This window comes from Enterobacter cloacae complex sp. ECL72 (assembly GCF_019056635.1).
In the GTDB taxonomy this organism is placed as follows: domain Bacteria; phylum Pseudomonadota; class Gammaproteobacteria; order Enterobacterales; family Enterobacteriaceae; genus Enterobacter; species Enterobacter hormaechei_C.
This window is the reverse complement of record NZ_CP077659.1, coordinates 3,287,677-3,312,153: the sequence shown is the minus strand read 5'-3', so window position 1 is coordinate 3,312,153 and position 24,477 is coordinate 3,287,677. Positions and strand designations below refer to the sequence as shown.

At 56.2% G+C, this 24,477-nt stretch carries 15 protein-coding genes, 3 tRNA genes and 1 pseudogene; 11 read left to right on the top strand and 8 right to left on the bottom strand.

Features of this window, described 5'->3' with window-relative positions; genetic code table 11:
* The first annotated feature begins 1 nt into the window (after position 1).
* The 4 genes from recC to recD all read left to right on the top strand — a co-directional run bounded on the left by recC (position 2) and on the right by recD (position 11,754).
* On the top strand, positions 2-3,376 hold the full coding sequence (recC, locus tag KTH07_RS15975) for an exodeoxyribonuclease V subunit gamma (RefSeq protein WP_063162081.1): 3,375 nt from the start codon (positions 2-4) through the stop codon (positions 3,374-3,376).
* A 139-nt stretch (positions 3,377-3,515) separates the two neighbouring features.
* Positions 3,516-6,398 carry a pitrilysin gene (gene ptrA, locus KTH07_RS15970; RefSeq protein ID WP_063162080.1) on the top strand — a complete coding sequence of 961 codons (2,883 nt, stop codon included), beginning with the start codon at positions 3,516-3,518 and terminating at the stop codon, positions 6,396-6,398.
* Positions 6,395-9,937 (top strand): exodeoxyribonuclease V subunit beta, encoded by a 3,543-nt coding sequence (recB, locus tag KTH07_RS15965; protein ID WP_032619115.1) that lies wholly within the window; start codon positions 6,395-6,397, stop codon positions 9,935-9,937. Before ptrA ends, recB begins: the two co-directional genes overlap by 4 nt.
* Positions 9,934-11,754 (top strand): exodeoxyribonuclease V subunit alpha, encoded by a 1,821-nt coding sequence (gene recD, locus KTH07_RS15960; RefSeq protein ID WP_032619118.1) that lies wholly within the window; start codon positions 9,934-9,936, stop codon positions 11,752-11,754. The genes recB and recD overlap by 4 nt, the downstream gene beginning before the upstream one ends.
* Before the next feature lie 33 nt (positions 11,755-11,787).
* Here recD and argA read toward each other — a convergent pair whose 3' ends face one another.
* Positions 11,788-13,119 (bottom strand): amino-acid N-acetyltransferase, encoded by a 1,332-nt coding sequence (gene argA / locus KTH07_RS15955; protein WP_015571744.1) that lies wholly within the window; start codon positions 13,117-13,119, stop codon positions 11,788-11,790.
* A 227-nt stretch (positions 13,120-13,346) separates the two neighbouring features.
* On the opposite strand from argA, the gene amiC reads away from it, so the two are divergent.
* Positions 13,347-14,600 carry an N-acetylmuramoyl-L-alanine amidase AmiC gene (amiC, locus tag KTH07_RS15950; RefSeq protein WP_032619120.1) on the top strand — a complete coding sequence of 418 codons (1,254 nt, stop codon included), beginning with the start codon at positions 13,347-13,349 and terminating at the stop codon, positions 14,598-14,600.
* A gap of 89 nt (positions 14,601-14,689) precedes the next feature.
* Here amiC and KTH07_RS15945 read toward each other — a convergent pair.
* From KTH07_RS15945 to KTH07_RS15935, 3 genes are all read right to left on the bottom strand, one after another.
* A tRNA-Met gene (locus KTH07_RS15945) sits at positions 14,690-14,766 on the bottom strand.
* Positions 14,767-14,810: 44 nt separating this feature from the next.
* Positions 14,811-14,887: transfer RNA gene (locus KTH07_RS15940), tRNA-Met, on the bottom strand.
* 171 nt (positions 14,888-15,058) lie between these two features.
* Positions 15,059-15,135, bottom strand: a tRNA-Met gene (locus tag KTH07_RS15935).
* Between the two features lie 208 nt (positions 15,136-15,343).
* Here KTH07_RS15935 and mltA point away from each other — a divergent pair.
* Both mltA and tcdA read left to right on the top strand, forming a co-directional pair.
* Positions 15,344-16,441 (top strand): murein transglycosylase A, encoded by a 1,098-nt coding sequence (gene mltA, locus KTH07_RS15930; RefSeq protein WP_015571742.1) that lies wholly within the window; start codon positions 15,344-15,346, stop codon positions 16,439-16,441.
* Positions 16,442-16,516: 75 nt separating this feature from the next.
* On the top strand, positions 16,517-17,323 hold the full coding sequence (tcdA, locus tag KTH07_RS15925; protein ID WP_006811804.1) for a tRNA cyclic N6-threonylcarbamoyladenosine(37) synthase TcdA: 807 nt from the start codon (positions 16,517-16,519) through the stop codon (positions 17,321-17,323).
* Here the strand turns inward: tcdA and csdE are convergent.
* Both csdE and csdA read right to left on the bottom strand, forming a co-directional pair.
* Positions 17,314-17,760, bottom strand: coding sequence for a cysteine desulfurase sulfur acceptor subunit CsdE (csdE, locus tag KTH07_RS15920; protein ID WP_017382839.1), 447 nt, complete (start codon positions 17,758-17,760; stop codon positions 17,314-17,316). The genes tcdA and csdE overlap by 10 nt on opposite strands.
* Positions 17,760-18,965 (bottom strand): cysteine desulfurase CsdA, encoded by a 1,206-nt coding sequence (csdA, locus tag KTH07_RS15915; RefSeq protein ID WP_032619123.1) that lies wholly within the window; start codon positions 18,963-18,965, stop codon positions 17,760-17,762. Before csdA ends, csdE begins: the two co-directional genes overlap by 1 nt.
* A 191-nt stretch (positions 18,966-19,156) precedes the next feature.
* Between csdA and KTH07_RS15910 the strand changes: the two genes are divergently transcribed.
* The 4 genes from KTH07_RS15910 (at position 19,157) to rlmM (ending at position 22,180) form a co-directional block, all read left to right on the top strand.
* Positions 19,157-19,384, top strand: coding sequence for a YgdI/YgdR family lipoprotein (locus KTH07_RS15910; protein ID WP_015571738.1), 228 nt, complete (start codon positions 19,157-19,159; stop codon positions 19,382-19,384).
* Positions 19,385-19,734: 350 nt separating this feature from the next.
* On the top strand, positions 19,735-20,652 hold the full coding sequence (gene gcvA / locus KTH07_RS15905) for a glycine cleavage system transcriptional regulator GcvA (protein ID WP_003862758.1): 918 nt from the start codon (positions 19,735-19,737) through the stop codon (positions 20,650-20,652).
* Positions 20,653-20,691: 39 nt separating this feature from the next.
* The gene (locus KTH07_RS15900; RefSeq protein WP_003862756.1) at positions 20,692-21,087 is read left to right on the top strand and encodes a DUF423 domain-containing protein; all 396 of its coding nucleotides are present in this window, start codon (positions 20,692-20,694) and stop codon (positions 21,085-21,087) included.
* On the top strand, positions 21,080-22,180 hold the full coding sequence (rlmM, locus tag KTH07_RS15895; RefSeq protein WP_003862754.1) for a 23S rRNA (cytidine(2498)-2'-O)-methyltransferase RlmM: 1,101 nt from the start codon (positions 21,080-21,082) through the stop codon (positions 22,178-22,180). The genes KTH07_RS15900 and rlmM overlap by 8 nt, the downstream gene beginning before the upstream one ends.
* 57 nt (positions 22,181-22,237) lie before the next feature.
* Here the strand turns inward: rlmM and xni are convergent, their stop codons facing one another.
* Positions 22,238-22,993, bottom strand: coding sequence for a flap endonuclease Xni (xni, locus tag KTH07_RS15890; protein ID WP_023295348.1), 756 nt, complete (start codon positions 22,991-22,993; stop codon positions 22,238-22,240).
* Between the two features lie 112 nt (positions 22,994-23,105).
* Positions 23,106-24,474 (bottom strand): annotated as a pseudogene (locus KTH07_RS15885) (L-serine ammonia-lyase).
* Positions 24,475-24,477: the final 3 nt, after the last annotated feature.

Sequence of the window (24,477 nt, the reverse complement as noted above, 5' to 3'; positions counted from 1 at the left end):
TATGCTAAGGGTTTACCACTCAAATCGTCTGGATGTGCTGGAAGCACTGATGGAGTATATCGTTGAGCAAGAGCGTCTTGACGATCCGTTTGAGCCAGAAATGGTGCTGGTGCAGAGCACCGGTATGGCGCAGTGGCTGCAAATGTCCCTTTCGCAGAAATTTGGCATTGCGGCCAACATCGATTTTCCGCTGCCCGCGAGCTTTATCTGGGAGATGTTTGTTCGCGTCCTGCCGGATATTCCTGAGCAGAGCGCCTTCAACAAACAAAGTATGGCCTGGAAACTGATGACGCTGCTGCCGGACATGCTGGCGCATGATGAGTTTGCCATGCTGCGCCACTACCTGAATGACGACACCGACAAGCGTAAACTTTTCCAGCTTGCCTCACGTACTGCCGACCTTTATGACCAGTATCTGGTTTACCGTGCAGAATGGCTGATTCGCTGGGAAGCGGGAGAATTAGTCGATGGGTTACCGGAAGCGCAAATCTGGCAGGCGCCGCTCTGGAAAGCGCTGGTCGAGCATACCGGGAAACTCGGTCAGCCTAAGTGGCACCGTGCTAACCTGTACGATCGCTTTATCTCAATACTTGAGAACAGCGCAGAACGGCCAACCCGTTTGCCGTCACGCGTGTTCATTTGCGGTATCTCCGCGCTGCCGCCTGTCTACCTGAACGCGCTAAAAGCGCTCGGTAAGCACACTGATATCCATATCCTCTTTACCAACCCGTGTCGGCACTATTGGGGGGATATTCAGGATCCGCGCTGGCTATCACGGCTGGTCACCCGTCAGAGAAAACGCCTCTTTGAGGAACGCGCCGTGCCGCTGTTTAAAGACAGTGAAAATGCGGCGCAGCTTTTTGATGAAGAGGGGATTCAGAACCTGCCGAACCCGCTGCTTGCCTCGTGGGGCAAGCTCGGACGCGACTATATTTATCTGCTTTCTGAAATCACCTCTTCGGGAGAAGGGGATGTGGATGCGTTTGCGGATATTACGCCGGACAGCCTGCTGCACAATATTCAGCTTGATATTCTGGATTTAGAAAACCGTGCCGTTGCCGGGATCACTGCCGAAGAGTTTGCGCGAAGCGATAAGAAGCGAAAACTGGATCCTGACGATCGCAGTATCGCGATCCACGTTTGCCACAGCCCACAGCGTGAAGTTGAAATTCTTCATGACCGCCTGCTGGCCATGTTACAGGACGATCCAACCCTGACACCGCGCGATATCGTGGTGATGGTGGCGGATATCGACAGCTACAGCCCGTTTATTCAGGCGGTATTTGGCAGCGCAACGGGCGACCGCTATCTGCCCTACGCAATCTCTGACCGTCGCGCTCGTCAGTCACACCCGGCGCTACAGGCCTTTCTCAGCCTGCTTTCGCTGCCTGATAGCCGGTTTATCTCTGAGGATGTGCTGGCACTGCTGGATGTGCCAGTTCTGGCCGCACGTTTCAACATTAACGAAGAGGGGTTGCGCTATCTGCGCCAGTGGGTCAACGAATCTGGTGTCCGCTGGGGTATCGACGATGATAACGTCCAGGAGTTCGAACTCCCTGCGACCGGCCAGCATACCTGGCAGTTTGGCCTGACGCGCATGCTGCTGGGGTATGCGATGGAGAGCATCCACGGCGAATGGAATGACGTGCTGCCGTACGATGAATCCAGTGGGTTGATCGCGGAACTGGTTGGTCACTTAGCCTCGCTGCTTATGCAGCTCAACCGCTGGCGCCGTGCGTTGATGCAGCCCCGCCCGCTCGAAGAGTGGCTGCCGATTTGCCGCGAAATGCTGAATGATTTCTTTCTGCCGGACAGCGAAACTGAAGCCGCCATGGCGCTTATCGAGAAGCAGTGGCAGGCCATCGTTGATGAGGGGGTTAATTCGCACTATCACGAGGCGGTTCCTCTTTCGCTTCTGCGTGATGAGCTGACGCAACGTCTCGATCAGGAGCGCATCAGCCAGCGCTTCCTTGCGGGGCCGGTGAATATTTGTACCCTGATGCCAATGCGTTCAATCCCGTTCAAAGTGGTCTGTCTGCTTGGCATGAACGACGGTATTTATCCGCGTGCGCTTCCACCTCTGGGTTTTGATCTCATGAGCGCACAACCGAAGCGGGGCGACCGCAGCCGCCGCGATGATGACCGTTATCTCTTTCTTGAGGCGCTGATGTCTGCGCAAAGCAGGCTGTATATCAGCTATATCGGTCGTTCAATTCAGGACAACAGCGAGCGTTTCCCGTCTGTGCTGGTGCAGGAGCTGGTGGATTACATCGGACAGAGTCACTATCTGCCGGGCGATGAAGCCTGCAACTGCGACGAAAGCGAACGTCGGGTGATAGCGCATATCACCTGTCACCATAGCCGTATGCCGTTTGATCCTGTCAATTACGTTCCTGATGAACTGCAAAGCTACGCCCGCGAGTGGCTTCCCGCCGCGAAGAAAGCGGGGACGCCGCAAACCGATTTTATTCAGACGCTCGAACCGCGCGTCATAGATACCCTCTCGTTTGAGCAGCTACAGCGTTTTTGGGCGCACCCGGTCCGGGCTTTTTTCCAGCAACGCTTGCAGGTGAATTTCCGCTCTGAAGAGAGCGAAATCCCCGATGCGGAACCGTTTATTCTTGATGGGCTGGAGCGTTTTAAGCTTAATTCCCAGCTTCTGAATGCGCTGGTTGACGAAGAAGACGCCAGTAAACTGTTCCGACGTTACAGGGCGTCGGGATTACTTCCGTATGGTGCATTCGGCGAAATCGTCTGGGATGCCCAGTGCGAGGAGATGCGAGCGCTTGCTGACCGCGTTATCGCGTGTCGGCAGCCGGCGAGCAGCATTGAAATCGATCTCGATTGTAACGGTATGCACCTCAGCGGCTGGCTCACGCACGTGCAGTCTGACGGGCTGCTGCGCTGGCGGCCATCCATGCTCAGCGTTTCACATGGCCTGCAACTCTGGCTCGAACATCTTGTCTACAGTGCGAGTGGTCACGAAGGTGAAAGCCGGTTGTTTGTACGTAAGGACGGCGAATGGCGTTTCCCGCCGATGGAGCCTGAGCAGGCGTTGACGTATCTGTCGCTTTATATTGAAGGTTACCGTCAGGGCATGAACAAACCTCTGCTTTTGCTGCCTGAAAGTGGGGGGGCGTGGATAAAAGCCTGTTACGACGCGCAGAATGATGCCATGTTAACGGATGAGGCTTCGCTCCAGAAAGCGCGCAGCAAGTTTTTGCAGGCCTACGAAGGGAACATGATGGTACGTGGCGAAGGTGACGATGTCTGGTATCAACGTTTATGGCGAACGCTGGAGCCAGAATATTTCGACATTATCACCCAGGAGGCGCAACGCTACCTGTTACCGTTGTTCAAATTTAATCAGTCCTGAGTGCTGTATAAAAATTGCGCAGTATGAGGTGTTCATTTATGATGCACCTCTTATCACGGACTGATGTACCCAAAGAAAGAGATGCTGGCGTGTCCAGCACGCACGTTGTTAATGATGTAGCCGTGATAAAGAGGTCGTAATGCCAGGCAGCACCTTGTTCAAAGCGTTTGTTTTGTTTATCGCCCTTTGGGCTCCCGTCACTCAGGCCGATTCCGGTTGGCAACCTGTCAAGGAAACAATCCGTAAGAGCGATAAGGACACCCGTGAGTATCAGGCGATTCGTCTTGATAACGGGATGACCGTGCTGCTGGTTTCCGATCCTCAGGCGGTGAAATCGCTCTCCGCGCTGGTTGTGCCGGTGGGTTCGCTGGAAGATCCTGACGCCCATCCTGGACTGGCTCACTACCTTGAGCACATGACGCTGATGGGCTCTAAAAAATACCCACAGCCTGACAGCCTGTCCGAATTTCTGAAAATGCATGGCGGCAGCCACAACGCCAGTACCGCGCCGTATCGCACCGCGTTTTACCTGGAAGTGGAAAATGATGCGCTTGATGGGGCGGTGGACCGTCTGGCGGATGCCATTGCCGCACCGCTGCTGGATAAAAAATACGCTGACCGTGAACGTAATGCCGTGAACGCCGAACTGACGATGGCGCGCACGCGAGACGGTATGCGCATGGCGCAGGTTAGCGCTGAAACCATCAATCCGGCGCACCCGGGTTCGCGCTTCTCAGGCGGCAACCTTGAAACGCTGAGCGACAAGCCAGGTAGCCCGGTGCTCGATGCGCTGCATGCGTTTCGTGAAAAATACTATTCCGCCAATCTGATGAAAGCGGTTATCTACAGCAATAAACCGTTGCCGACGCTGGCAAACATGGCCGCGCAGACCTACGGCAGGGTGCCAAATAAAAATATCGATCTGCCGCAGATTAACGTGCCGGTTGTCACGGACGCGCAAAAAGGCATTGTTATTCACTATGTGCCGGCCTTGCCGCGCAAGGTGTTACGCGTTGAATTCCGTATTGATAACAACACGGCGCAGTTCCGCAGCAAAACCGACGAGCTGGTGACGTATCTTATCGGCAACCGCAGCCCGGGTACGCTCTCCGACTGGCTGCAAAAGCAGGGGCTGGTGGAAGGTATTCGCGCTGACTCCGATCCCGTTGTAAATGGGAATAGCGGCGTGCTGGCCATCTCCGCGACGCTGACCGATAAAGGGCTGGCTCACCGGGACGACGTCGTTGCGGCCATTTTCAGTTACCTCTCTCTGCTGCGCGATAAAGGCGTCGATAAGCACTACTTTGACGAGCTGGCGCACGTGCTGGATCTCGATTTCCGCTATCCCTCTATCACGCGTGATATGGACTACGTTGAGTGGCTGGCAGATACCATGATCCGCGTGCCGGTGGAACATACGCTGGATGCGGTAAATATTGCCGACCAGTATGACGCCGGAGCGCTCAAAGCGCGTCTGGCGATGATGACTCCGCAGAATGCCCGCGTCTGGTATATCAGCCCGAACGAACCGCATAACAAAATGGCCTACTTCGTTGATGCCCCGTATCAGGTTGAAAAAATCAGCGAACAGACCTTCGCGGGCTGGCAGAAAAAGGCGGGGGAAATTGCGCTGACGTTACCGGAACTTAACCCCTACATCCCGGACGATTTCTCGCTGATCAAACCCGCAAAGGCGTATCCGCACCCGGAGCTGATTGTTGATGAGCCGACGCTGCGCGTGGTCTACACCCCAAGCCGCTATTTCGCCGACGAGCCAAAAGCGGATGTTAGCGTGGTGCTGCGTAACCCCAAAGCAATGGACAGCGCCAGAAACCAGGTGCTGTTTGCGCTTAACGATTATCTGGCCGGTATTGCTCTCGATCAGCTCAGCAACCAGGCTGCCGTTGGTGGTATCAGTTTCTCCACCAACGCCAATAACGGCCTGATGGTGAATGCCAACGGCTATACCCAGCGTTTGCCGCAGCTGTTCCAGGCGCTGCTGGACGGTTATTTCAGCTATACGCCTACGGAAGAACAGCTCGAGCAGGCTAAGTCCTGGTATGCCCAGATGATGGATTCTGCCGAGAAGGGTAAAGCCTACGATCAGGCGATTATGCCAGCACAGATGCTGTCGCAAATTCCGTACTTCCAGCGCGAAGATCGCCGCGCGTTATTGCCCTCAGTCACCTTAAAAGAGGTGCTGGCTTACCGTGATGCGCTGAAAACCAATACCCGTCCGGAGTTCCTGGTTGTAGGGAATATGAGCGAAGATCAGGCTAAAACGCTGGCGCAAAACGTCCGTGCGCAACTGGGTTCAAAAGGCGATGAGTGGTGCCGTAACCAGGATGTGCTGGTAGAGAAAAAGCAGAACGTGATCTTCGAAAAAGCGGGAAGCAGCACGGATTCCGCGCTGGCCGCGGTGTTTGTCCCTGTCGGTTATGACGAATTTACCAGCTCTGCCCAGAGTGCGGTGCTCGGTCAAATTATTCAGCCGTGGTTTTACAACCAGCTGCGCACCGAAGAGCAGCTGGGCTATGCGGTATTCGCTTTCTCTATGAATGTGGGCCGTCAGTGGGGGCTGGGCTTCCTTCTGCAAAGCAGCGACAAGCAACCCGCTTACCTGTGGCAGCGTTATCAGGCGTTCTTCCCGCAGGCGGAAGCAAAACTGCGCGCCATGAAGCCGGAAGAGTTTGCCCAGATCCAGCAGGCGGTTATCGCCCAGGTGATGCAGCCGCCGCAGACGCTGGGTGAAGAGGCCTCGCAGCTGAGCAAAGATTTTGATCGCGGTAATATGAAATTTGATTCGCGTGATAAAATAGTGGCCGAAATAAAACAGCTGACGCCACAAAAGGTTGCCGATTTCTTCCATCAGGCGGTAGTAAAACCGCAGGGTATGGCCATCCTGTCTCAGGTTTCTGGCAGCCAGAACGGGAAAACGGACTACGTAAAATCAAAAGAGTGGACCGTCTGGAAGAGCGTCAGCGCGCTGCAACAAACTATGCCCTGGAGTAAGAAAGAATGACCCATACCGCTGAGCCGCTTGATCCCCTAAGTTTACCTCTACAGGGTGAGCGACTGATTGAAGCCTCAGCGGGAACGGGAAAAACCTATACCATCGCCGCGCTCTATCTGCGTCTGCTGTTGGGGCTCGGCGGCAACGCCGCTTTTTCGCGCCCGTTAAGCGTGGAAGAGCTGCTGGTGGTAACCTTCACCGAAGCGGCCACTGCCGAGCTGCGTGGCCGTATTCGCAGCAACATTCATGAGCTGCGCATCGCCTGTTTGCGTCAGACAACGGATAACCCCCTCTACGCGAGCCTGCTGGACGAGATTGCGGATAAGCAACAGGCTGCGCACTGGCTGCTGCTGGCCGAGCGGCAAATGGATGAAGCGTCCGTCTTCACCATTCACGGTTTTTGTCAGCGCATGTTAAGCCTGAATGCGTTTGAATCCGGCATGCTCTTTGAGCAGCAGCTTATTGAAGATGAATCCGAGCTTCGCTATCAGGCCTGTGCGGATTTCTGGCGTCGTCACTGTTATCCATTGCAGCGCGACATTGCCGAAGCGGTTCACGCCCTGTGGAAAGGTCCGGAAGAGCTTCTTCGCGCCATCGACCGTTACCTGCAAGGCGAAGCGCCGGTCATTAAATCTCCGCCGCCTGCCGATGAAACGCTGGCCTCGCGCCATGAAAAGATCGTCGCCAAAATTGCGGCGCTTAAGCAGAAGTGGAATGAGTCGGTTGGTGAAATTGATGCAATCATCGAAAACTCAGGCATCGACAGACGCAAGTTCAACCGTGGGAACCAGGGGAAGTGGATCGAAAAGATCAGCGCCTGGGCCCAGGAGGAGACGCGGGGCTACCAGCTTCCGGACGCGCTGGAAAAATTTTCGCAGCGCTTTTTGACCGAGCGAACCAAAGCCGACGGCATTGTGCCTGAGCATTCCCTGTTTGTGGCGATTGATGCGCTGCTTGCGGAGCCATTAACGCTCAATGACCTGATGATCACCCGCGCTATGACGGAGATCCGCCAGGCCGTCGCGCGCGAAAAACGTCGCCGGGGCGAGCTGGGGTTTGATGACATGCTGAGCCGCCTGGACGAGGCGCTATCCAGCGAAAATGGTGAAGCGCTCGCCAGCGCGATCCGTACCCGTTTTCCGGTGGCGATGATTGACGAATTTCAGGACACCGACCCTCAGCAGTACCGCATTTTTCGCCGCATCTGGCGACAGCAGCCCGACACTGCCCTGTTGTTGATAGGCGACCCTAAACAGGCGATTTACGCCTTCCGTGGGGCAGATATCTTCACCTATATGAAAGCCCGTAGTGAGGTTGTCGCGCATTACACGTTAGACACTAACTGGCGTTCCGCGCCGGGGATGGTTGAGAGCGTCAATGCGCTGTTCAGCCGTATGGAGACGGCGTTCATGTTCAATGAAATCCCTTTCCTGCCGGTGAAATCCGCCCCAAAAAACGCATCCCTGCGCTTCGAAGTCAGTAGCGCGGTGCAACCCGCCATGACCTTCTGGCTGCTGGAAGGGGAAGGCTATGGGGTTGCCGACTATCAGGCGGCGATGGCCCAGCACTGCGCCGCACAAATCCGTGACTGGCTGAGCGCAGGCGCGCGCGGCGAGGCGCTGCTTTGGCAGGGGGAACAGGCAAATCCTGTTAAAGCCTCTGATATTACCGTGCTGGTGCGCAGTCGTCAGGAAGCGGCGCTAATCCGCGATGCGCTAACGCTGCTGGATATTCCGTCAGTGTATCTCTCTAACCGCGACAGCGTGTTCGACACGCTGGAAGCCCAGGAAATGCTCTGGCTGCTTCAGGCGGTGCTGGCCCCGGAGCGCGAAAATACGCTTCGAAGCGCGCTGGCCAGCTCTATGCTGGGGTTGAACGCGCGCGATATAGATGAGCTCAACCATGACGAAAACGCATGGGATGCGGTGGTGGAAGAGTTTGTCCATTACCGTGAACGCTGGCAAAAACGCGGCGTCATGGCGATGCTGCGCGAATTGATGACGCGGCGCCAGATTGCCGAAAATATGCTGGCGTCATCGGGCGGTGAAAGGCGTCTTACCGATATTTTACACATCAGCGAACTGTTGCAGGAAGCCGGCACCCAGCTTGAAAGTGAACATGCCCTCGTGCGCTGGCTGGCGCAGCAAATCGCGGATCCAAACAGTAACGCCGCAAGCCAGCAGATGCGTCTTGAGAGCGATAAGCATCTGGTGCAAATCGTCACCATTCACAAATCGAAAGGTCTCGAGTATCCGCTGGTCTGGCTGCCCTTTATCGCCAACTACCGCGTTCAGGATCAGGCCTATTATCATGACCGCGAGACTTTCGATGCGGTGCTCGATCTCAGCAAGGCGGAAACCAGCGTTGAGCTGGCGGAAGCGGAGCGTCTGGCGGAGGATTTGCGCCTGCTTTACGTGGCGCTGACCCGTTCTGTCTGGCATTGCAGCCTGGGCGTCGCGCCGGTTTTCCGCCGTCGCGGGGAGAAAACAGGGGAGAGCGATTTCCATTTAAGCGCCTTAGGGCGGCTTGTTCAGCGTGGTGAGCCGAAAGATGCGGCGGGGTTGCGCCTCTGTATTGAGTCGCTTTGCGGAGACGATATCGCCCTGCATATCCCTTCTCTGCCAGACAACAGCCGCTGGGAAATGGCGCAAGAGCCCGCGACCGATCTTAACGCGCGCCAGATCACACGGGTGCTTGCCGACGACTGGCGCGTCACCAGCTACTCTGGCCTGCAACAGCACGGGCAAAGTATTGCGCAGGATCTCATGCCGAAGCTGGACGTGGATGCCGCAGGGGTGGGCGATGTTCCGGTTGAACCGACGTTAACTCCACATCAGTTCCCACGCGGCGCGTCGCCGGGCACCTTTTTGCACAGCCTCTTTGAAGAGCTTGATTTCACCCAGCCTGTCAGTGAGGAGTGGGTGCTGAAGATGTTGCAGAGCGGAGGCTATGACGCGCACTGGCAGCCCGTTCTCACTGACTGGATCAACGCCATTTTGCAGGCGCCGCTGACGACGCAGGGCTTCTCTCTTCGCCAGTTAACGGCCAAAAATAAGCAGGTTGAGATGGAGTTTTATCTGCCCGTCGCAGGCCCGCTTAAGGCCGACGCGCTCGATGCGCTTATCCGTCAGTACGATCCGCTGTCAGCCGGTTGCCCGCCGCTGAACTTCCGTCAGGTGCAGGGCATGCTGAAAGGGTTTATCGACCTGGTCTTCCGTCACGAAGGACGGTACTACCTGCTGGATTACAAATCGAACTGGCTGGGCGAGAACAGCGAAGCCTATACCCAGCAGGCGATGGCGGCAGCCATGCAAATGCATCGCTACGATCTGCAATATCAGCTCTATACCCTGGCGCTGCACCGCTATTTGCGCCACCGTATTGCGGATTATCGCTACGACGATCATTTTGGCGGTGTCATCTATCTGTTCCTGCGCGGGGTTGATGCTGCCGATCCGCGCTCCGGGATCTTCAGCACTCGTCCGGATGCGGAATTGATTAATAAAATGGATAACCTGTTTGCAGCAAACACGGAGGAGATGGCATGACGATGCAGGACTTATTGCTGGATGCGGTAGAGCAACGCGTGCTGCGTCAGCTGGACGTGCAGTTTGCCATGATGATTGCCGCTGACCAGCCCGCCGTGATGCTTGCCGCTGCCCTGTTGAGTAAAGATGCCGGAGAGGGGCATGTGTGTCTGCCGCTCTCGCGTCTGGTGGTTGACGAGAAAATGCCGCCTGTCCTCCAGTCCTGCTTTGCGCTGCTGGGAGATAAGGTGGACTGGCAGAAAATCTTGCGTGAATCGTCAGCCGTCGGGCCGGGAGACAACCAGGCACCGCTGATCCTTACGGGGGAGCGCTTATACCTGAACCGCCTGTGGCGAAACGAACTGACGGTAGCGCGTTTCTTTAGTGAGACCAATGCGCCGCTTCCCTGCGACGAAGCACAGCTTCGCCAGACGCTGGACAGGCTGTTTGACTCCGGTGAGGCCACAGACTGGCAGAAAGTGGCGGCAGCCGTCGCCCTGACGCGGCGGATCTCGGTGATATCCGGCGGCCCGGGAACCGGGAAAACAACGACCGTCGCAAAGCTGCTGGCAGCCCTGATACAGCTTTCAGGCGAGCAGCGATGCCGTATTCGTCTGGCGGCGCCCACCGGGAAGGCCGCGGCGCGTCTGACCGAATCACTGGGCGGTGCGATGCAACGGCTGCCGCTCACCCAGGAGCAGCTTGCGCTTTTCCCGGGTGAAGCAAGTACTCTGCACCGTCTGCTCGGCGCGCAGCCGGGTAGCCAGCGGCTGCGCTACCATGCGGGCAATCCGCTGCATCTGGACGTGCTGGTGGTGGATGAAGCCTCCATGATCGACCTGACCATGATGTCGCGCCTGATCGATGCGCTACCACCCCATGCGCGCGTGGTTTTCCTGGGCGATCGCGACCAGCTCGCCTCTGTAGAAGCCGGGGCGGTGCTGGGAGATATCTGTACCTACGCCAGTTACGGTTATACCGCCGCGCGGGCGCAGGAGCTCGCCCGTCTGACCGGTTGCTCGCTTGAACCCGATCACACGCCGATCGCGGGCGCACTGCGTGACAGCCTGTGCCTGCTGCAAAAAAGCTACCGTTTCGGTAGCGACTCCGGCATCGGCCAGCTGGCTGCGGCGGTCAACCGTGGCGACAGGCACGCCACGCGCACGGTGTTTGACGGTTCCTTCACTGACATTGAAAAGAAATCGCTGCAAAGCGGGGAAGAGTATCAGGCTATGCTTGAGGAGGCTCTCCAGGGATACCAGCATTTTCTGAGCTGCGTGCAGCAGCGCAGTCAGCCCGGGCAGGTCATCGCCGCATTTGGCGAATACCAGCTTCTGTGCGCATTGCGGGAAGGGCCGTTTGGCGTCGCGGGCCTGAACGACAGGCTGGAGCAGCTGCTGGTGCAGAAGCGCAAAATTAACCGTCAGCTGCATTCGCGATGGTATGAGGGCCGGCCAGTGATGATCTCCCGCAACGACAGTGCGCTGGGGCTGTTCAACGGGGATATCGGCATTGCGCTCGATCGCGGTAACGGTCTGCGCGTCTGGTTCCAGCTACCGGACGGTAGCGTGAAGTCCGTCCAGCCCAGCCGCCTGCCAGAGCATGAAACGGCATGGGCGATGACGGTACATAAATCTCAGGGCTCCGAGTTCAACCATGCGGCGCTGATCCTGCCGACACAGCTGTCGCCGGTTGTGACCCGCGAGCTGGTCTACACCGCCATTACCCGTGCGCGCCAGCGTCTTTCACTGTATGCGGATGAGCGCGTGTTGAGTCAGGCGATTGCCACTCGTACCGAGCGCAGAAGCGGATTAAGCGCGATATTTGAATCTGTCTGAGTGAACGCCCTCTCCAGCAGGAGAGGGTGACTGTTATCCCAGGTCCGCCATTAACACCTTCGAGCGGCGCTGGTAGTTGTACATCTCTTTCTTACTTTCCGGCAGGGAATCAATATCCACCGGCGTGAAGCCGCGCTCCTGGAACCAGTGAATGCTGCGCGTGGTAAGCACGAACAGCTTGCTCAGACCCATCTGGCGCGCCTGTGCCGCCACGCGTTCAAGCAGCAGTTCCCCCCGTGAGGAGCTACGGTAATCAGGATGCACGGCGACGCACGCCATTTCGCCAATCTGCTCTTCCGGGAACGGATAAAGCGCCGCACAGGCAATGGTCAGGTTATCCCGCTGAATGATGGTGAACTTGTCGATCTCCATCTCCAGCTGCTCGCGGGATCGGCGAACCAGAATGCCCTGTTGTTCCAGCGGACGGATCAGCTCCAGAATGCCGCCGATATCGTTGATGGTGGCACGGCGGATCTGCTCGGCGCTCTCCATGACGATCTGCGTACCGATCCCGTCACGGGAGAACAGCTCCTGCAACAGCGCGCCGTCTTCCTGATAGCTGATCAGGTGGCTGCGGCGCACCCCGCTACGGCACGCTTTAACGGCGCCGCGCAGAAAACGCACGGTACCGGAATAGTAATCGCCTTCTGCTTCCAGCGCTTCGACGCGCGCCTGGGCTTCATTCGGAAAAAGTTCTGGCACAATCACGCCCTCATCGTTCACGACACCCTGTGAGGAGCAAAAGCCGATCATTTTTTCCGCTTTCAGCTTGATGGCCAACTGGGTGGCAATCTCTTCTGAGGTCAGATTAAAACTTTCACCCGTTACGGAGACGGCAACAGGGCCCATCAGAACGATCGCGCCATTGTCTAACTGGCGGTGAATGGCTTCTTCATCAATACGGCGGATGCGGCCGCTGTGGCAGTAATCCACGCCATCGTCCACGCCGAGCGGCTGAGCGATGATAAAGTTGCCGCTCACCACGTTGATGTGCGCGCCCTGCAACGGCGTATTATTCAGGCTCATCGACAGGCGGGCGGTGATATCGAGCTGCAACAGACCCGCCGCCTGTTTGACCAGCTCGAGGGTTTTCGCATCCGTCACGCGCGTGTGTTTGTGGTAGATCGGCTCATGGTGATGGGCGGCCAGGTTGGCTTCAATTTGCGGACGTGCGCCATACACCACCACCAGACGGATGCCGAGGCTGTGCAGCAGGCCGATATCATTGACGATGCTGGAAAAGTTTTCATGCTCAATGGCTTCGCCGCCAAGCATGATGACAAACGTTTTTCCCCGATGGGTGTTGATATAGGGAACAGAATGGCGGAATCCCTGGACCAGTTCGGTTCTGCGTTCCTTAACCATGACACAACCCTTAGTGAATGTTTATTCGTAATTTCTGTATTTTTATTCGATTGTGGCCGCGTGTGCAAGCCTAAATTTTCTGCGACCCACAGAAAATAATAAGTAATCCGTGCGTTAACGTATGATTGTTTACCCTTTTATAGATGACAGTTTATGCGTCATTCGTTAAAGTTTTCGGTCAATTTGGGCGTTTTGTTCATCAATCAGATTTCTTGCTCGGGAGAAGCATGTCGGGATCCAATTCAGCAATAAGCCGCCGCCGCCTGTTAAAAGGGGCCGGGGCGATGTGGTTGCTTAGCGTCAGCCAGGTGGGTCTTGCCGCCACAAGCCAGGTAGTCGCGGTGCGCGTCTGGCCGTCGTCGACCTATACGCGCGTGACGGTCGAGTCCAATCGCGTGCTGAACTACAAGCAATTTGCCCTCAGCAATCCTGAACGTGTGGTGGTTGATCTCGAAGGTGTGAACCTCAACTCCGTGCTTAAAGGCATGGCAGCTCAGATCCGTGGCGACGATCCGTTTATTAAATCGGCGCGCGTCGGGCAGTTCGATCCGCAAACCGTGCGCATGGTGTTTGAGCTGAAGCAGAACGTGAAACCTCAGCTCTTTGCCCTTGCGCCTGTAGCCGCCTTTAAGGAGCGTCTGGTGATGGATCTCTATCCGGCGAATGCGACGGATATTCAGGATCCGCTCCTGGCATTACTTGAGGATTACAACAAAGGCGATCTCGACAGCCAGGTTCCGCCAGCGCAAAGTGGCCCACAGCCGGGCAAGGCGGGGCGCGATCGCCCGATTGTGATCATGCTCGATCCTGGCCACGGCGGAGAAGATTCCGGCGCCGTCGGGAAATATCGCACCCGCGAAAAAGATGTGGTGCTGCAAATTGCCCGTCGTCTGAAGGCGTTGATCGACAAAGAGGGCAATATGCGCGCCTACATGACGCGCAACGAAGATGTCTTTATCCCGCTGAAGGTCCGCGTGGCAAAAGCGCAAAAGCAGCGCGCGGATCTGTTTGTCTCTATTCACGCGGATGCCTTCACCAGCCGCCAGCCGAGCGGATCTTCAGTGTTTGCCCTGTCAACGAAAGGGGCGACCAGTACCGCCGCGAGATACCTGGCGGACACGCAGAACGCCTCGGATTTAATTGGTGGCGTGAGCAAAAGTGGCGACCGTTACGTCGACCATACGATGTTTGATATGGTGCAGTCGCTGACCATTACCGACAGCCTGAAGTTTGGTAAAGCGGTGCTGGGCAAGCTGGGCCGGGTCAACAAGCTGCACAAAAACAGCGTCGAGCAGGCCGGATTTGCGGTACTGAAAGCGCCAGATATTCCATCCATTCTGGTCGAAACCGCGTTTATCAGTAACGTGGAAGAGGAACGTAAGCTCAAGACGGCTAAATTCCAGCAGGAAGTGGCGGAGTCGATTCTGGCGGGGATCCGGGCCTACTTCTCAGACGGGGAAACGCTGGCGCGGCGGGGGTAGGGCATTAAGCCGGGTATCATGCCCGGCATTTTCACAAACGCCAGATACAAAAAAACACCCTTCAGGGTGTTTATTGTTTTAAGAAGTGTTGGTTGCGGGGGCCGGATTTGAACCGACGACCTTCGGGTTATGAGCCCGACGAGCTACCAGGCTGCTCCACCCCGCGTCCGTCTTTCTACACTTGTAGAAACTTACTTCTTCAAATTTGATTGGTTGCGGGGGCCGGATTTGAACCGACGACCTTCGGGTTATGAGCCCGACGAGCTACCAGGCTGCTCCACCCCGCGTCCGTCTTTTTGCTTCGTATTTCAAACCACATCTGCGTTGACTTTCCTCGTTCACCTCAGTCACTTACTGGAGTAAGTTCCTAAGGATTCACTGCGTCGTCGCCTTGCTGTGATTCGAACTACTTCGCAAAAACTTCTACTGTCGTAGAAGATACTTCATCAAATTTTAATTGGTTGCGGGGGCCGGATTTGAACCGACGACCTTCGGGTTATGAGCCCGACGAGCTACCAGGCTGCTCCACCCCGCGTCCGTGGAAGCGCACTATACTCGGATAGGTTTGTGATGCAACCCCTTTTTCACATAATTTATTATTTTGTATGCAAAATGAACGGCAAAAGCCACTTTGGACTATTTTTTGTGCAGAATTTGCCAAAGGGAAGGTGATTGCATTTCATTAACACGGTGGGTTTGTTATCTTCATCTCGCGGAATTGGGCAACTAAAAGACGAGATATAATGAAAGGACGTTGGGCGAAGTATCTGATGACAGGCGCAATGGTGGCGATTCTTGCGGCCTGCTCTTCCAAACCGACCGATCGCGGTCAACAGTATAAAGACGGGAAGTTATCCCAGCCTTTCTCTTTAGTTAACCAGCCAGACGCCGTGGGCGCTCCGATCAATGCCGGAGACTTCTCCGAGCAGGTCTACCAGATCCGCACTGCTTCTCCGCGTTTATACGGTTCGCAGAACAACGTCTATAGCGCCGTGCAGGACTGGCTGCGTGCAGGCGGTGATACCCGCAATATGCGCCAGTTTGGTATCGATGCCTGGCAGATGGAGGGGGCGGATAACTACGGTAACGTCCAGTTTACCGGTTACTACACTCCGGTTGTCCAGGCGCGACACACACGCCAGGGCGAGTTCCAGTATCCCATTTACCGTATGCCGCCGAAACGCGGTCGTCTGCCGTCCCGCGCCGAGATCTACGCTGGCGCGCTGAGCGAAAATTACGTGCTGGCCTACAGCAACTCGCTGATGGACAACTTCATTATGGACGTGCAGGGCAGCGGCTATATTGATTTTGGCGACGGCTCGCCGCTGAACTTCTTTAGCTACGCCGGGAAAAATGGCCATGCCTATCGCAGCATCGGTAAGGTGCTCATCGACCGTGGCGAAGTGAAACGAGAAGATATGTCGATGCAGGCGATCCGCGAGTGGGGCGAAAAACACAGCGAAGCGGAAGTGCGTGAGCTGCTTGAGCAGAACCCATCGTTTGTCTTCTTCAAACCGCAGAACTTTGCGCCGGTGAAAGGGGCGAGCGCCGTCCCGCTGATTGGCCGCGCTTCTGTGGCATCGGATCGTTCGATTATCCCGGCAGGTACTACGCTGCTGGCGGAAGTTCCACTCCTCGACAACAACGGCAAATTCAATGGCAAGTATGAATTACGCCTGATGGTGGCGCTGGACGTGGGTGGGGCGATCAAAGGCCAGCACTTCGACATTTATCAGGGCATCGGCCCGGATGCCGGCCATCGTGCAGGCTGGTATAACCACTACGGACGCGTGTGGGTGCTGAAGGCAGCGCCGGGTACCGGAAACGTATTCAGCGGCTGATTGTGGTATTCTGAGGGCAAGACGGATTACGGTTCAGGGTGAGGAATACCTCACCCTTTTTACATCTGAGGTTTTATGTCTGTGGTAATCAGCGATGCCTGGCGCCAGCGTTTCGGCGGCACGGCACGGTTATATGGTGAAAAAGCCCTGCAACTGTTCGCGGATGCGCATGTCTGCGTGGTGGGCATTGGTGGCGTGGGGTCGTGGGCGGCAGAAGCGCTGGCGAGAACCGGCATTGGCGCAATTACGTTGATTGATATGGATGACGTCTGCGTCACTAACACTAACCGTCAGATCCACGCCCTGCGTGATAACGTCGGTCTGGCGAAGTCCGAGGTGATGGCGGAGCGTATTCGTCTCATCAACCCGGAGTGTAGGGTGACGGTGATCGACGACTTTGTGACGGCAGATAACGTCGCGGAGTACATGAGCAAAGGCTACAGCTATGTGATTGATGCCATCGACAGCGTGCGGCCAAAAGCGGCGCTGATCGCTTACTGTCGTCGTTACAAGGTGCCGCTGGTGACAACGGGCGGCGCGGGTGGACAAATTGATCCGACGCAGATCCAGGTGGCGGATCTGGCGAAAACCATTCAGGATCCGCTGGCCGCTAAGCTGCGCGAGCGCTTAAAAAGCGACTTCAACGTGGTGAAAAATAGCAAAGGCAAGCTGGGCGTGGACTGTGTGTTCTCGACAGAAGCGCTGGTTTATCCGCAGGCGGATGGTTCGGTCTGTGCAATGAAAAGCACGGCGGAAGGGCCAAAGCGGATGGATTGTGCCTCAGGGTTTGGAGCGGCCACCATGGTGACCGCCTCCTTCGGCTTTGTGGCGGTCTCTCACGCCCTGAAGAAGATGATGGCGAAGGCGGAACGTCAGGCCTGAGCCTGACGGGCGGCATCCAGTACCGCGTCGTTTAGCGCAATCAGTCCCTGACCGCGCGAGGCGCTAAGCTGCGCGCGAAGTCCCAGCTCATCAAACAGCGCCAGCGGAGAATGCGCCAGCAGCTCTGCGGCGCTTTTCCCTTCGATTGCGGTCAACAGCACCGCCAGCAGACCGCGAACAATGCGTCCCTCGCTGTCGCCGAAGAAATGCAGTTTCTCTCCGGATACGCTAAACCCAAGCCAGACGCGGTTCTCGCAGCCTGCGATCTCCTTCGCCTGTGATTTCAGCTCGTCTGACAGCGTGGGCAACTGTTTACCCAGCAGGATCAGCTGACGATATTTATCTTCCCACTGCGTGAGCGGGACGAAGGTCTGTTTTAACGTCTCTTCAGTAATAACGGTGCCGAACGGGTGTCCGGCTAAAGCTGAACTTGTCATTAATCCACCAGTAATTCCAGGGCGCGGTCGACGGCGGAAACCAGCGCCTCGACGTCGCTTTTTGTATTATACGGTGCAAACGAGGCGCGCAGGGTACCGCTTACGCCAATGGCCGCCAGCAGCGGCTGGGCGCAGTGCTGTCCGGCACGCAGGGCAATGCCATATCCGGCAAGCAACGTCACCATGTCGCTATGGTGCACGCCCGCGAAATCAAAGGCGAGCAGGCTGGAGTCCTGGACGCGGAACGAGCGAAAACCCGGACGTTTTTTCAGTTCTTCTTCCGCCAGCGTCGCCAGACCCCGGCTCCAGCTTTCAGCCTGAACCACGTCCGTTTCTGCCAACCATTCGAGCGCTGCGCTCAGACCGATAACCCCGGCCACGTTTGGGGTACCGGCTTCCAGGCGGTAGGGTACATCCTGCGTTTTAAAACCGTCGAAGGTGACTTCGGTAATCATCTTGCCGCCGCCGAGCCACGGCGTCATCCGGGCCAGCAGTTCAGCTTTGCCGTACAGCGCGCCGATACCGGTTGGCCCGTACAATTTGTGTCCTGAGAAGGCATAGAAGTCGATATCCAGCGCCTGAACGTCAGCCGGAAAATGCACCACACCCTGCGCACCGTCGACCATCACCACCACGCCGCTGGCATGGGCAATCTCAATGGCACGCGCCAGATCCGGGCAGCCGCCGGTGACGTTGGACATCTGCCCCAGCGCCAGAATACGGCTGCGCGGCGTAATCAGCTCAGGCAGACGCGCCACGTCAGGCAGGAAGTCCGCACCCAACGGGAGCTTTACAACCTGTGCCCCGGTTTGTTCGGCCACCATCAGCCAGGGTACCAGGTTGGCGTGGTGTTCCGCCTCGCTGACGATGATCTCATCCCCGGGCTGCAACAGCGGACGCGCGTAACATTGCGCCACCATGTTAATGGCCTCGGTGGTGCCCCGCGTCCAGACGATGTTCTTACCGCTGTCAGCATTGATCAGGCGCGCGACCTGATCCCGTGCGGCTTCGTATTGCGCCGTTAAGCGCTGCGCGTCGGCATACTGGCTGCGGTGCACGTTCCCGGCGCTCAGGCTGTAAAACTGGCGGGTTGCCTCAATCACCGCCTGCGGTTTAAGGGCCGTGGCGGCGCTATCAAGATAAATGCCGGCATCGGCCAGCGCAGGAAACTGTGCGCGAAACTGCGCAGGACTGAAAGCGTTCATGGAATTCCTCATATCGATTCTACGATCGTCGCGCAAATTCATCGGCAGGGCAAGGAAGTTGATATCTATCAGATTTGTCTGCTTATCCTGGCGAGTCTGAAAAAGCAGGTTATGCTAAATAGTGTTAGGCGGATGTTTTAGCCTGTTATAAATCGAGGTTTGAATAGCATTAATTGCTAAAGGAGATAATCATGAAAAAGACAGCTGCAATCATTTCTGCCTGTGCGTTGACCTTTGCCCTGAGCGCCTGTTCTGGTAATAACTACGTAATGCATACCAACGATGGTCGATCTATCGTCTCTGAAGGGAAACCGACAACCGATAATGATACCGGGATGATTTCTTACAAAGATGCTAACGGGAACAAACAGCAGATCAACCGCAGTGATGTGAAAGAGATGAAGGAAATCGAGCATTAACAGTTAGATAAGCGAAAAAAAAGCACCGCAAGTTGGCGGTGCTACATTAATCACTATGGACAGACAGGGTAAATGTACAGGAAGTGAAAAATTGGTAGCGTTGCTACCGTGGTCTGAATCGCAGACCAATTGCAAACACAACAACACAACATCACAACCGTAAGCCAAAAGCCCTTCAGAACACGCATTCCAAAAAAAGCTTTTCGTTCCGGCTCAGGAAGTGCCGCCACTATAGGTATTTGCTGGTAGTTCCTCAACGGACAAATTATAATGGCTCAGATAAAAAAAACTAATAGGTTAAACGTTGTTTCCTATATGTTAAATCTCGTTAACATCTAAGCCAGATAACCATGTCCAAGCGATTGCCACCCCTAAATGCATTACGTGTTTTTGATGCAGCAGCACGCCACCTCAGCTTCACCCGCGCAGCCGATGAGCTTTTTGTGACACAGGCCGCAGTAAGTCATCAAATCAAGTCTCTGGAGGATTTTCTGGGGCTTAAGCTGTTCCGTCGACGCAACCGTTCGTTGCTGTTGACCGAAGAGGGGCAGAGCTATTTTCAGGATATTAAAGAGATTTTTTCCCAGCTGACGGAAGCCACTCGCAAGCTTCAGGCCCGGAGCGCAAAAGGCGCTCTGACTGTGAGTTTATTGCCCAGTTTTGCCATTCAGTGGCTGGTGCCGCGACTCTCAAGCTTTAACTCAACTTATCCGGGAATCGATGTCCGAATCCAGGCGGTGGACCGTCAGGAAGACAAGCTGGCAGATGATGTGGACGTGGCGATTTTTTACGGTCGCGGTAACTGGCCGGGCTTGCGTGTGGAAAAATTATACGCAGAATATCTGTTGCCGGTCTGTTCACCGCTGCTGCTGACGGGGGATAAAGCGCTCAAAACGCCCGCCGATCTGGCGCAACATACGCTTTTGCACGATGCTTCGCGTCGCGACTGGCAAACTTATACCCGCCAGTTAGGTCTTAATCATATAAACGTGCAGCAGGGGCCCATTTTTAGCCACAGCGCGATGGTGCTACAGGCTGCCATTCACGGGCAGGGCGTGGCGTTGGCAAACAACGTTATGGCGCAGTCCGAAATTGAGGCAGGCCGTCTGGTTTGCCCATTTAACGATGTACTGGTCAGCAAGAATGCATTTTATCTGGTTTGTCATGACAGTCAGGCAGAACTGGGTAAAATAGCCGCTTTCCGGCAGTGGATACTGGCGAAAGCGGCAAGCGAGCAAGAAAAATTCCGCTTCAGGTATGAACAATAACGTTTGTGTGCCGGGCACGCATCAATTCAGGACTTAAACATGACCAGCCGATTCATGCTGATTTTCGCCGCGGTGAGTGGCTTTATTTTTGTAGCTCTGGGCGCGTTTGGCGCGCATGTCTTAAGCAAATCTCTGGGCGTTGTGGAGATGGGTTGGATCCAGACCGGCCTTGAATATCAGGCGTTCCACACGCTGGCAATTTTTGGGCTGGCGGTGGCGATGCAGCGCCGCATCAGCATCTGGTTTTACTGGAGCAGCGTCTTTCTGGCGCTGGGTACCGTACTGTTCAGCGGCAGTCTTTACTGTCTGGCGCTGTCGCATTTACGCCTGTGGGCGTTTGTTACACCTGTCGGCGGCGTCAGCTTCCTGGCGGGTTGGGTGTTAATGTTTATCGGAGCTATCCGTCTGAAACGCAAGGGCGTTGTTCATGAATAAGGTTGTTTTATATTGTCGCCCGGGGTTTGAGAAAGAGTGCGCCGCGGAAATCACCGATAAAGCGGCGAAGCGTGAAGTCTTTGGATTCGCTCGCGTCAAAGAGAACGCGGGCTATGTGGTATTTGAATGCTATCAGCCTGATGATGCCGACAAGCTGGCGCGCGAACTGCCGTTCAGCTCATTGATTTTCGCCCGTCAGATGTTTGTCGCGGGCGAACTGCTGAAAGATCTTCCGCCGGAAGATCGCATCACGCCGATTGTTGGCCTGTTGCAGGGTGTGGTAGAGAAGGGCGGCGATTTGCGCGTGGAAGTGGCCGACACCAACGAAAGCAAAGAGCTGATGAAGTTCTGCCGTAAGTTCACCGTGCCGCTGCGCGCGGCGCTGCGTGATGCGGGTGTGCTGACAAACTACGAGACGCCAAAGCGCCCGGTCGTGCATATCTTCTTTATTGCGCCAGGATGTTGCTACGCCGGCTACTCGTATACCACCAATAATTCGCCGTTCTTTATGGGGATCCCGCGTCTGCGCTTCCCGGCAGATGCGCCGAGCCGTTCAACCCTGAAGCTGGAAGAGGCGTTTCACGTCTTTATCCCGGCGGACGAGTGGGACGAACGTCTGGCAAACGGCATGTATGCCGTCGACCTTGGCGCGTGCCCGGGCGGCTGGACCTATCAGCTGGTGAAACGCAATATGTGGGTTTCGTCTGTGGATAACGGCCCGATGGCGCAAAGCCTGATGGATACCGGGCAGGTCACCTGGCTGCGTGAGGACGGCTTCCGCTATCGCCCGAACCGCAACAACATCTCCTGGATGGTGTGCGACATGGTAGAAAAACCGGCGAAAGTCGCGGCGCTGATGGCCTCCTGGCTGGTGAACGGCTGGTGTCGTGAGACGATTTTCAACCTCAAGCTGCCGATGAAAAAGCGCTACGAAGAGGTGTCGCAGAACCTGGCCTATATTCAGCAGCAGCTGGACGAACACGGGATTAACGCGGAAATCCAGGCGCGTCAGCTTTATCACGACCGCGAAGAAGTGACGGTCCATATCCGTCGCTGGTGGGCGGCAGTGGGTGGGCGTCGCGACGAGCGATAACGTTTGTAACGCCCGGTGGCGCTGCGCTTACCGGGCCTACAAAATCGTGTAGTTGTTTTAACGTTCTAACCTTAACTGCTGTAAATTCCCGTCCAGCTGTAAATCCGTCTGTAGCGTCGCCACCTCCCGGCAGATAAACGCCATCTCTTTATGCGCCTCCAGCTTTTTGCGCCATTTTTCCGGCACTTCATCAAGCCTGGCGTAAATTCCTTCCAGACTCTGAAACTCCGTCAGCAGCTGTGCGGCGCTTTTGGGTCCAATACCGGCGACACCCGGCACTTTAGAGCTGCTGATCCCCGCCAGCCCCCAGTAATCCGGCAGTTGCTCAGGCGATACGCCAAACTCGCTGGCAATGAATGGCGCGTCCAGCCAGCGTTTTTGAAAGTAGTCCCGGATGCGGATCGTTGGAGAGAGCAGCTGGCAGTAGCCTTTGTCGGTTGAAACGATAGTCGCCTGATGCCCGGCGCTCGCGACTTTAACCGCCAGCGTTGCGGCTAAATCGTCAGCCTCATTACCGTGGGCGCCCCAGCACGGAACGCCGCGCTGCTCAAAGGCCGCGCGGATAGCGGGCATTTCTGCGTGCAGATCGTCCGGCATCGGCGCACGTCCGGCTTTGTAGTCCGGCAGGCGCTGGTGCCGCCAGCCGGTATTGCGTGCTTCATCGTCGAATACGGCAACAGCGTGGGTGGGTTCGCTATGGCGAATGAGCTGCTCCAGCGCGTGTAAACAGGTGTCCTTGCAGGGGGTGCCCTGTACCGCATGAATACGGCGAATCAGGTTAAGTGCATCGACGATAAGCAAATGAACGGCCACAGATAATCTCCCTTCTGTCTGATAGGTGAAGGGTAACACTGAGCGCAGCATGAAACTATGAATGGTGGCGAAAACAGGAAGAAGCCTCGCAAAACGAGGCTTCCTGAGAGGCTTAATCGCAGGTGACGATCTTCATCGCCAGGCCACCGCGGGAGGTTTCGCGGTATTTGGCGTTCATATCTTTACCGGTTTCGTACATGGTTTCGATAACCTTGTCGAGGCAGACGCGCGGTTCGCTGGTACGACGCAGCGCCATACGGGCCGCGTTCACCGCTTTCACAGAGGCGATGGCGTTACGCTCGATGCATGGCACCTGGACCTGTCCGCCGACCGGATCGCAGGTCAGCCCCAGGTTATGTTCCATGCCGATTTCCGCCGCAATACAAACCTGCGCAGGACTTGCGCCCAGTAATTCGGCCAGACCCGCCGCCGCCATAGAGCAGGCGACGCCCACTTCACCCTGACAGCCCACTTCCGCGCCGGAAATCGAGGCGTTCATCTTGTACAGTGAGCCAATCGCACTGGCGACCAGCATATACCGCGCGAGTGAGTTTGCATTCACTTCACGGATAAACTTGTCGTAATACGCCAGAACCGCCGGAACAATTCCGCACGCCCCGTTGGTTGGCGCGGTGACGACGCGGCCACCCGCGGCGTTCTCTTCGTTCACCGCCAGCGCGAACATGTTGATCCAGTCGACGACGGCCATCGGGTCGGTGGTGGTTTTGTCGGTGCTGACCAGCATGCGGCGCAGCGCAGCCGCACGGCGCGGAACACGCAGTTTACCCGGCAGCACGCCTTCGGTGGTGATCCCGCGCTCAATGCCGCTGCGCATCACTTCCCAGACGTTAGCGAAGTGCTGTTCCAGCTCCTCTTTGCTGTGCAGGGCCAGCTCGTTTTTCATCATCAGGCCGGAGAGAGAAAGCCCTGTCTCCTGGCAGTGACGCTGTAAGTCGGCCGCGTTTTTGTAAGGGTACGGCACATCAACGGCAGAATTGGTACTTTGACCAAAATGGTCCTCGTCGACGATAAACCCGCCGCCGATGGAGTAATACGTCTGGCTGTAAACCGCTTTGTCGCCGGCCAGCGCGGTAATGCGCATGCCATTCTCGTGCAGCGACAGGTTATCCGCATGGAAATTCATGCAGTGATCAACCGGGAATTCAACCTCATGCTCGCCGTTCGCCAGCAGCAAACGACCGTGGGTGTTCACGTCCTGGATAAAGCCAGGTATTGCATCAATATCAACGGTATCCGGCAGATTACCCGCCAGCCCCATGATAATGGCAATATCGGTATGGTGGCCTTTACCGGTCAGGGGAAAGGGAACCATATACATCGACAACCACGCGGGTGATGTCGTGCAAAATGCCGCGTGCAATCAAGTCATCCGTGAATTGTTTACCGGCTTTCATTGGTCCGACGGTGTGAGAGCTGGAAGGACCAATACCGATTTTGAAGATATCGAATACGCTAATCATGAT

Coding starts and splice junctions, on each gene's coding strand:
- recC (WP_063162081.1), top strand. CDS start 2: ATGCTAAGGGTTTACCACTCAAATCGTCTGGATGTGCTGGAAGCACTG.
- ptrA (WP_063162080.1), top strand. CDS start 3,516: ATGCCAGGCAGCACCTTGTTCAAAGCGTTTGTTTTGTTTATCGCCCTT.
- recB (WP_032619115.1), top strand. CDS start 6,395: ATGACCCATACCGCTGAGCCGCTTGATCCCCTAAGTTTACCTCTACAG.
- recD (WP_032619118.1), top strand. CDS start 9,934: ATGACGATGCAGGACTTATTGCTGGATGCGGTAGAGCAACGCGTGCTG.
- argA (WP_015571744.1), bottom strand. CDS start 13,119: ATGGTTAAGGAACGCAGAACCGAACTGGTCCAGGGATTCCGCCATTCT.
- amiC (WP_032619120.1), top strand. CDS start 13,347: ATGTCGGGATCCAATTCAGCAATAAGCCGCCGCCGCCTGTTAAAAGGG.
- mltA (WP_015571742.1), top strand. CDS start 15,344: ATGAAAGGACGTTGGGCGAAGTATCTGATGACAGGCGCAATGGTGGCG.
- tcdA (WP_006811804.1), top strand. CDS start 16,517: ATGTCTGTGGTAATCAGCGATGCCTGGCGCCAGCGTTTCGGCGGCACG.
- csdE (WP_017382839.1), bottom strand. CDS start 17,760: ATGACAAGTTCAGCTTTAGCCGGACACCCGTTCGGCACCGTTATTACT.
- csdA (WP_032619123.1), bottom strand. CDS start 18,965: ATGAACGCTTTCAGTCCTGCGCAGTTTCGCGCACAGTTTCCTGCGCTG.
- KTH07_RS15910 (WP_015571738.1), top strand. CDS start 19,157: ATGAAAAAGACAGCTGCAATCATTTCTGCCTGTGCGTTGACCTTTGCC.
- gcvA (WP_003862758.1), top strand. CDS start 19,735: ATGTCCAAGCGATTGCCACCCCTAAATGCATTACGTGTTTTTGATGCA.
- KTH07_RS15900 (WP_003862756.1), top strand. CDS start 20,692: ATGACCAGCCGATTCATGCTGATTTTCGCCGCGGTGAGTGGCTTTATT.
- rlmM (WP_003862754.1), top strand. CDS start 21,080: ATGAATAAGGTTGTTTTATATTGTCGCCCGGGGTTTGAGAAAGAGTGC.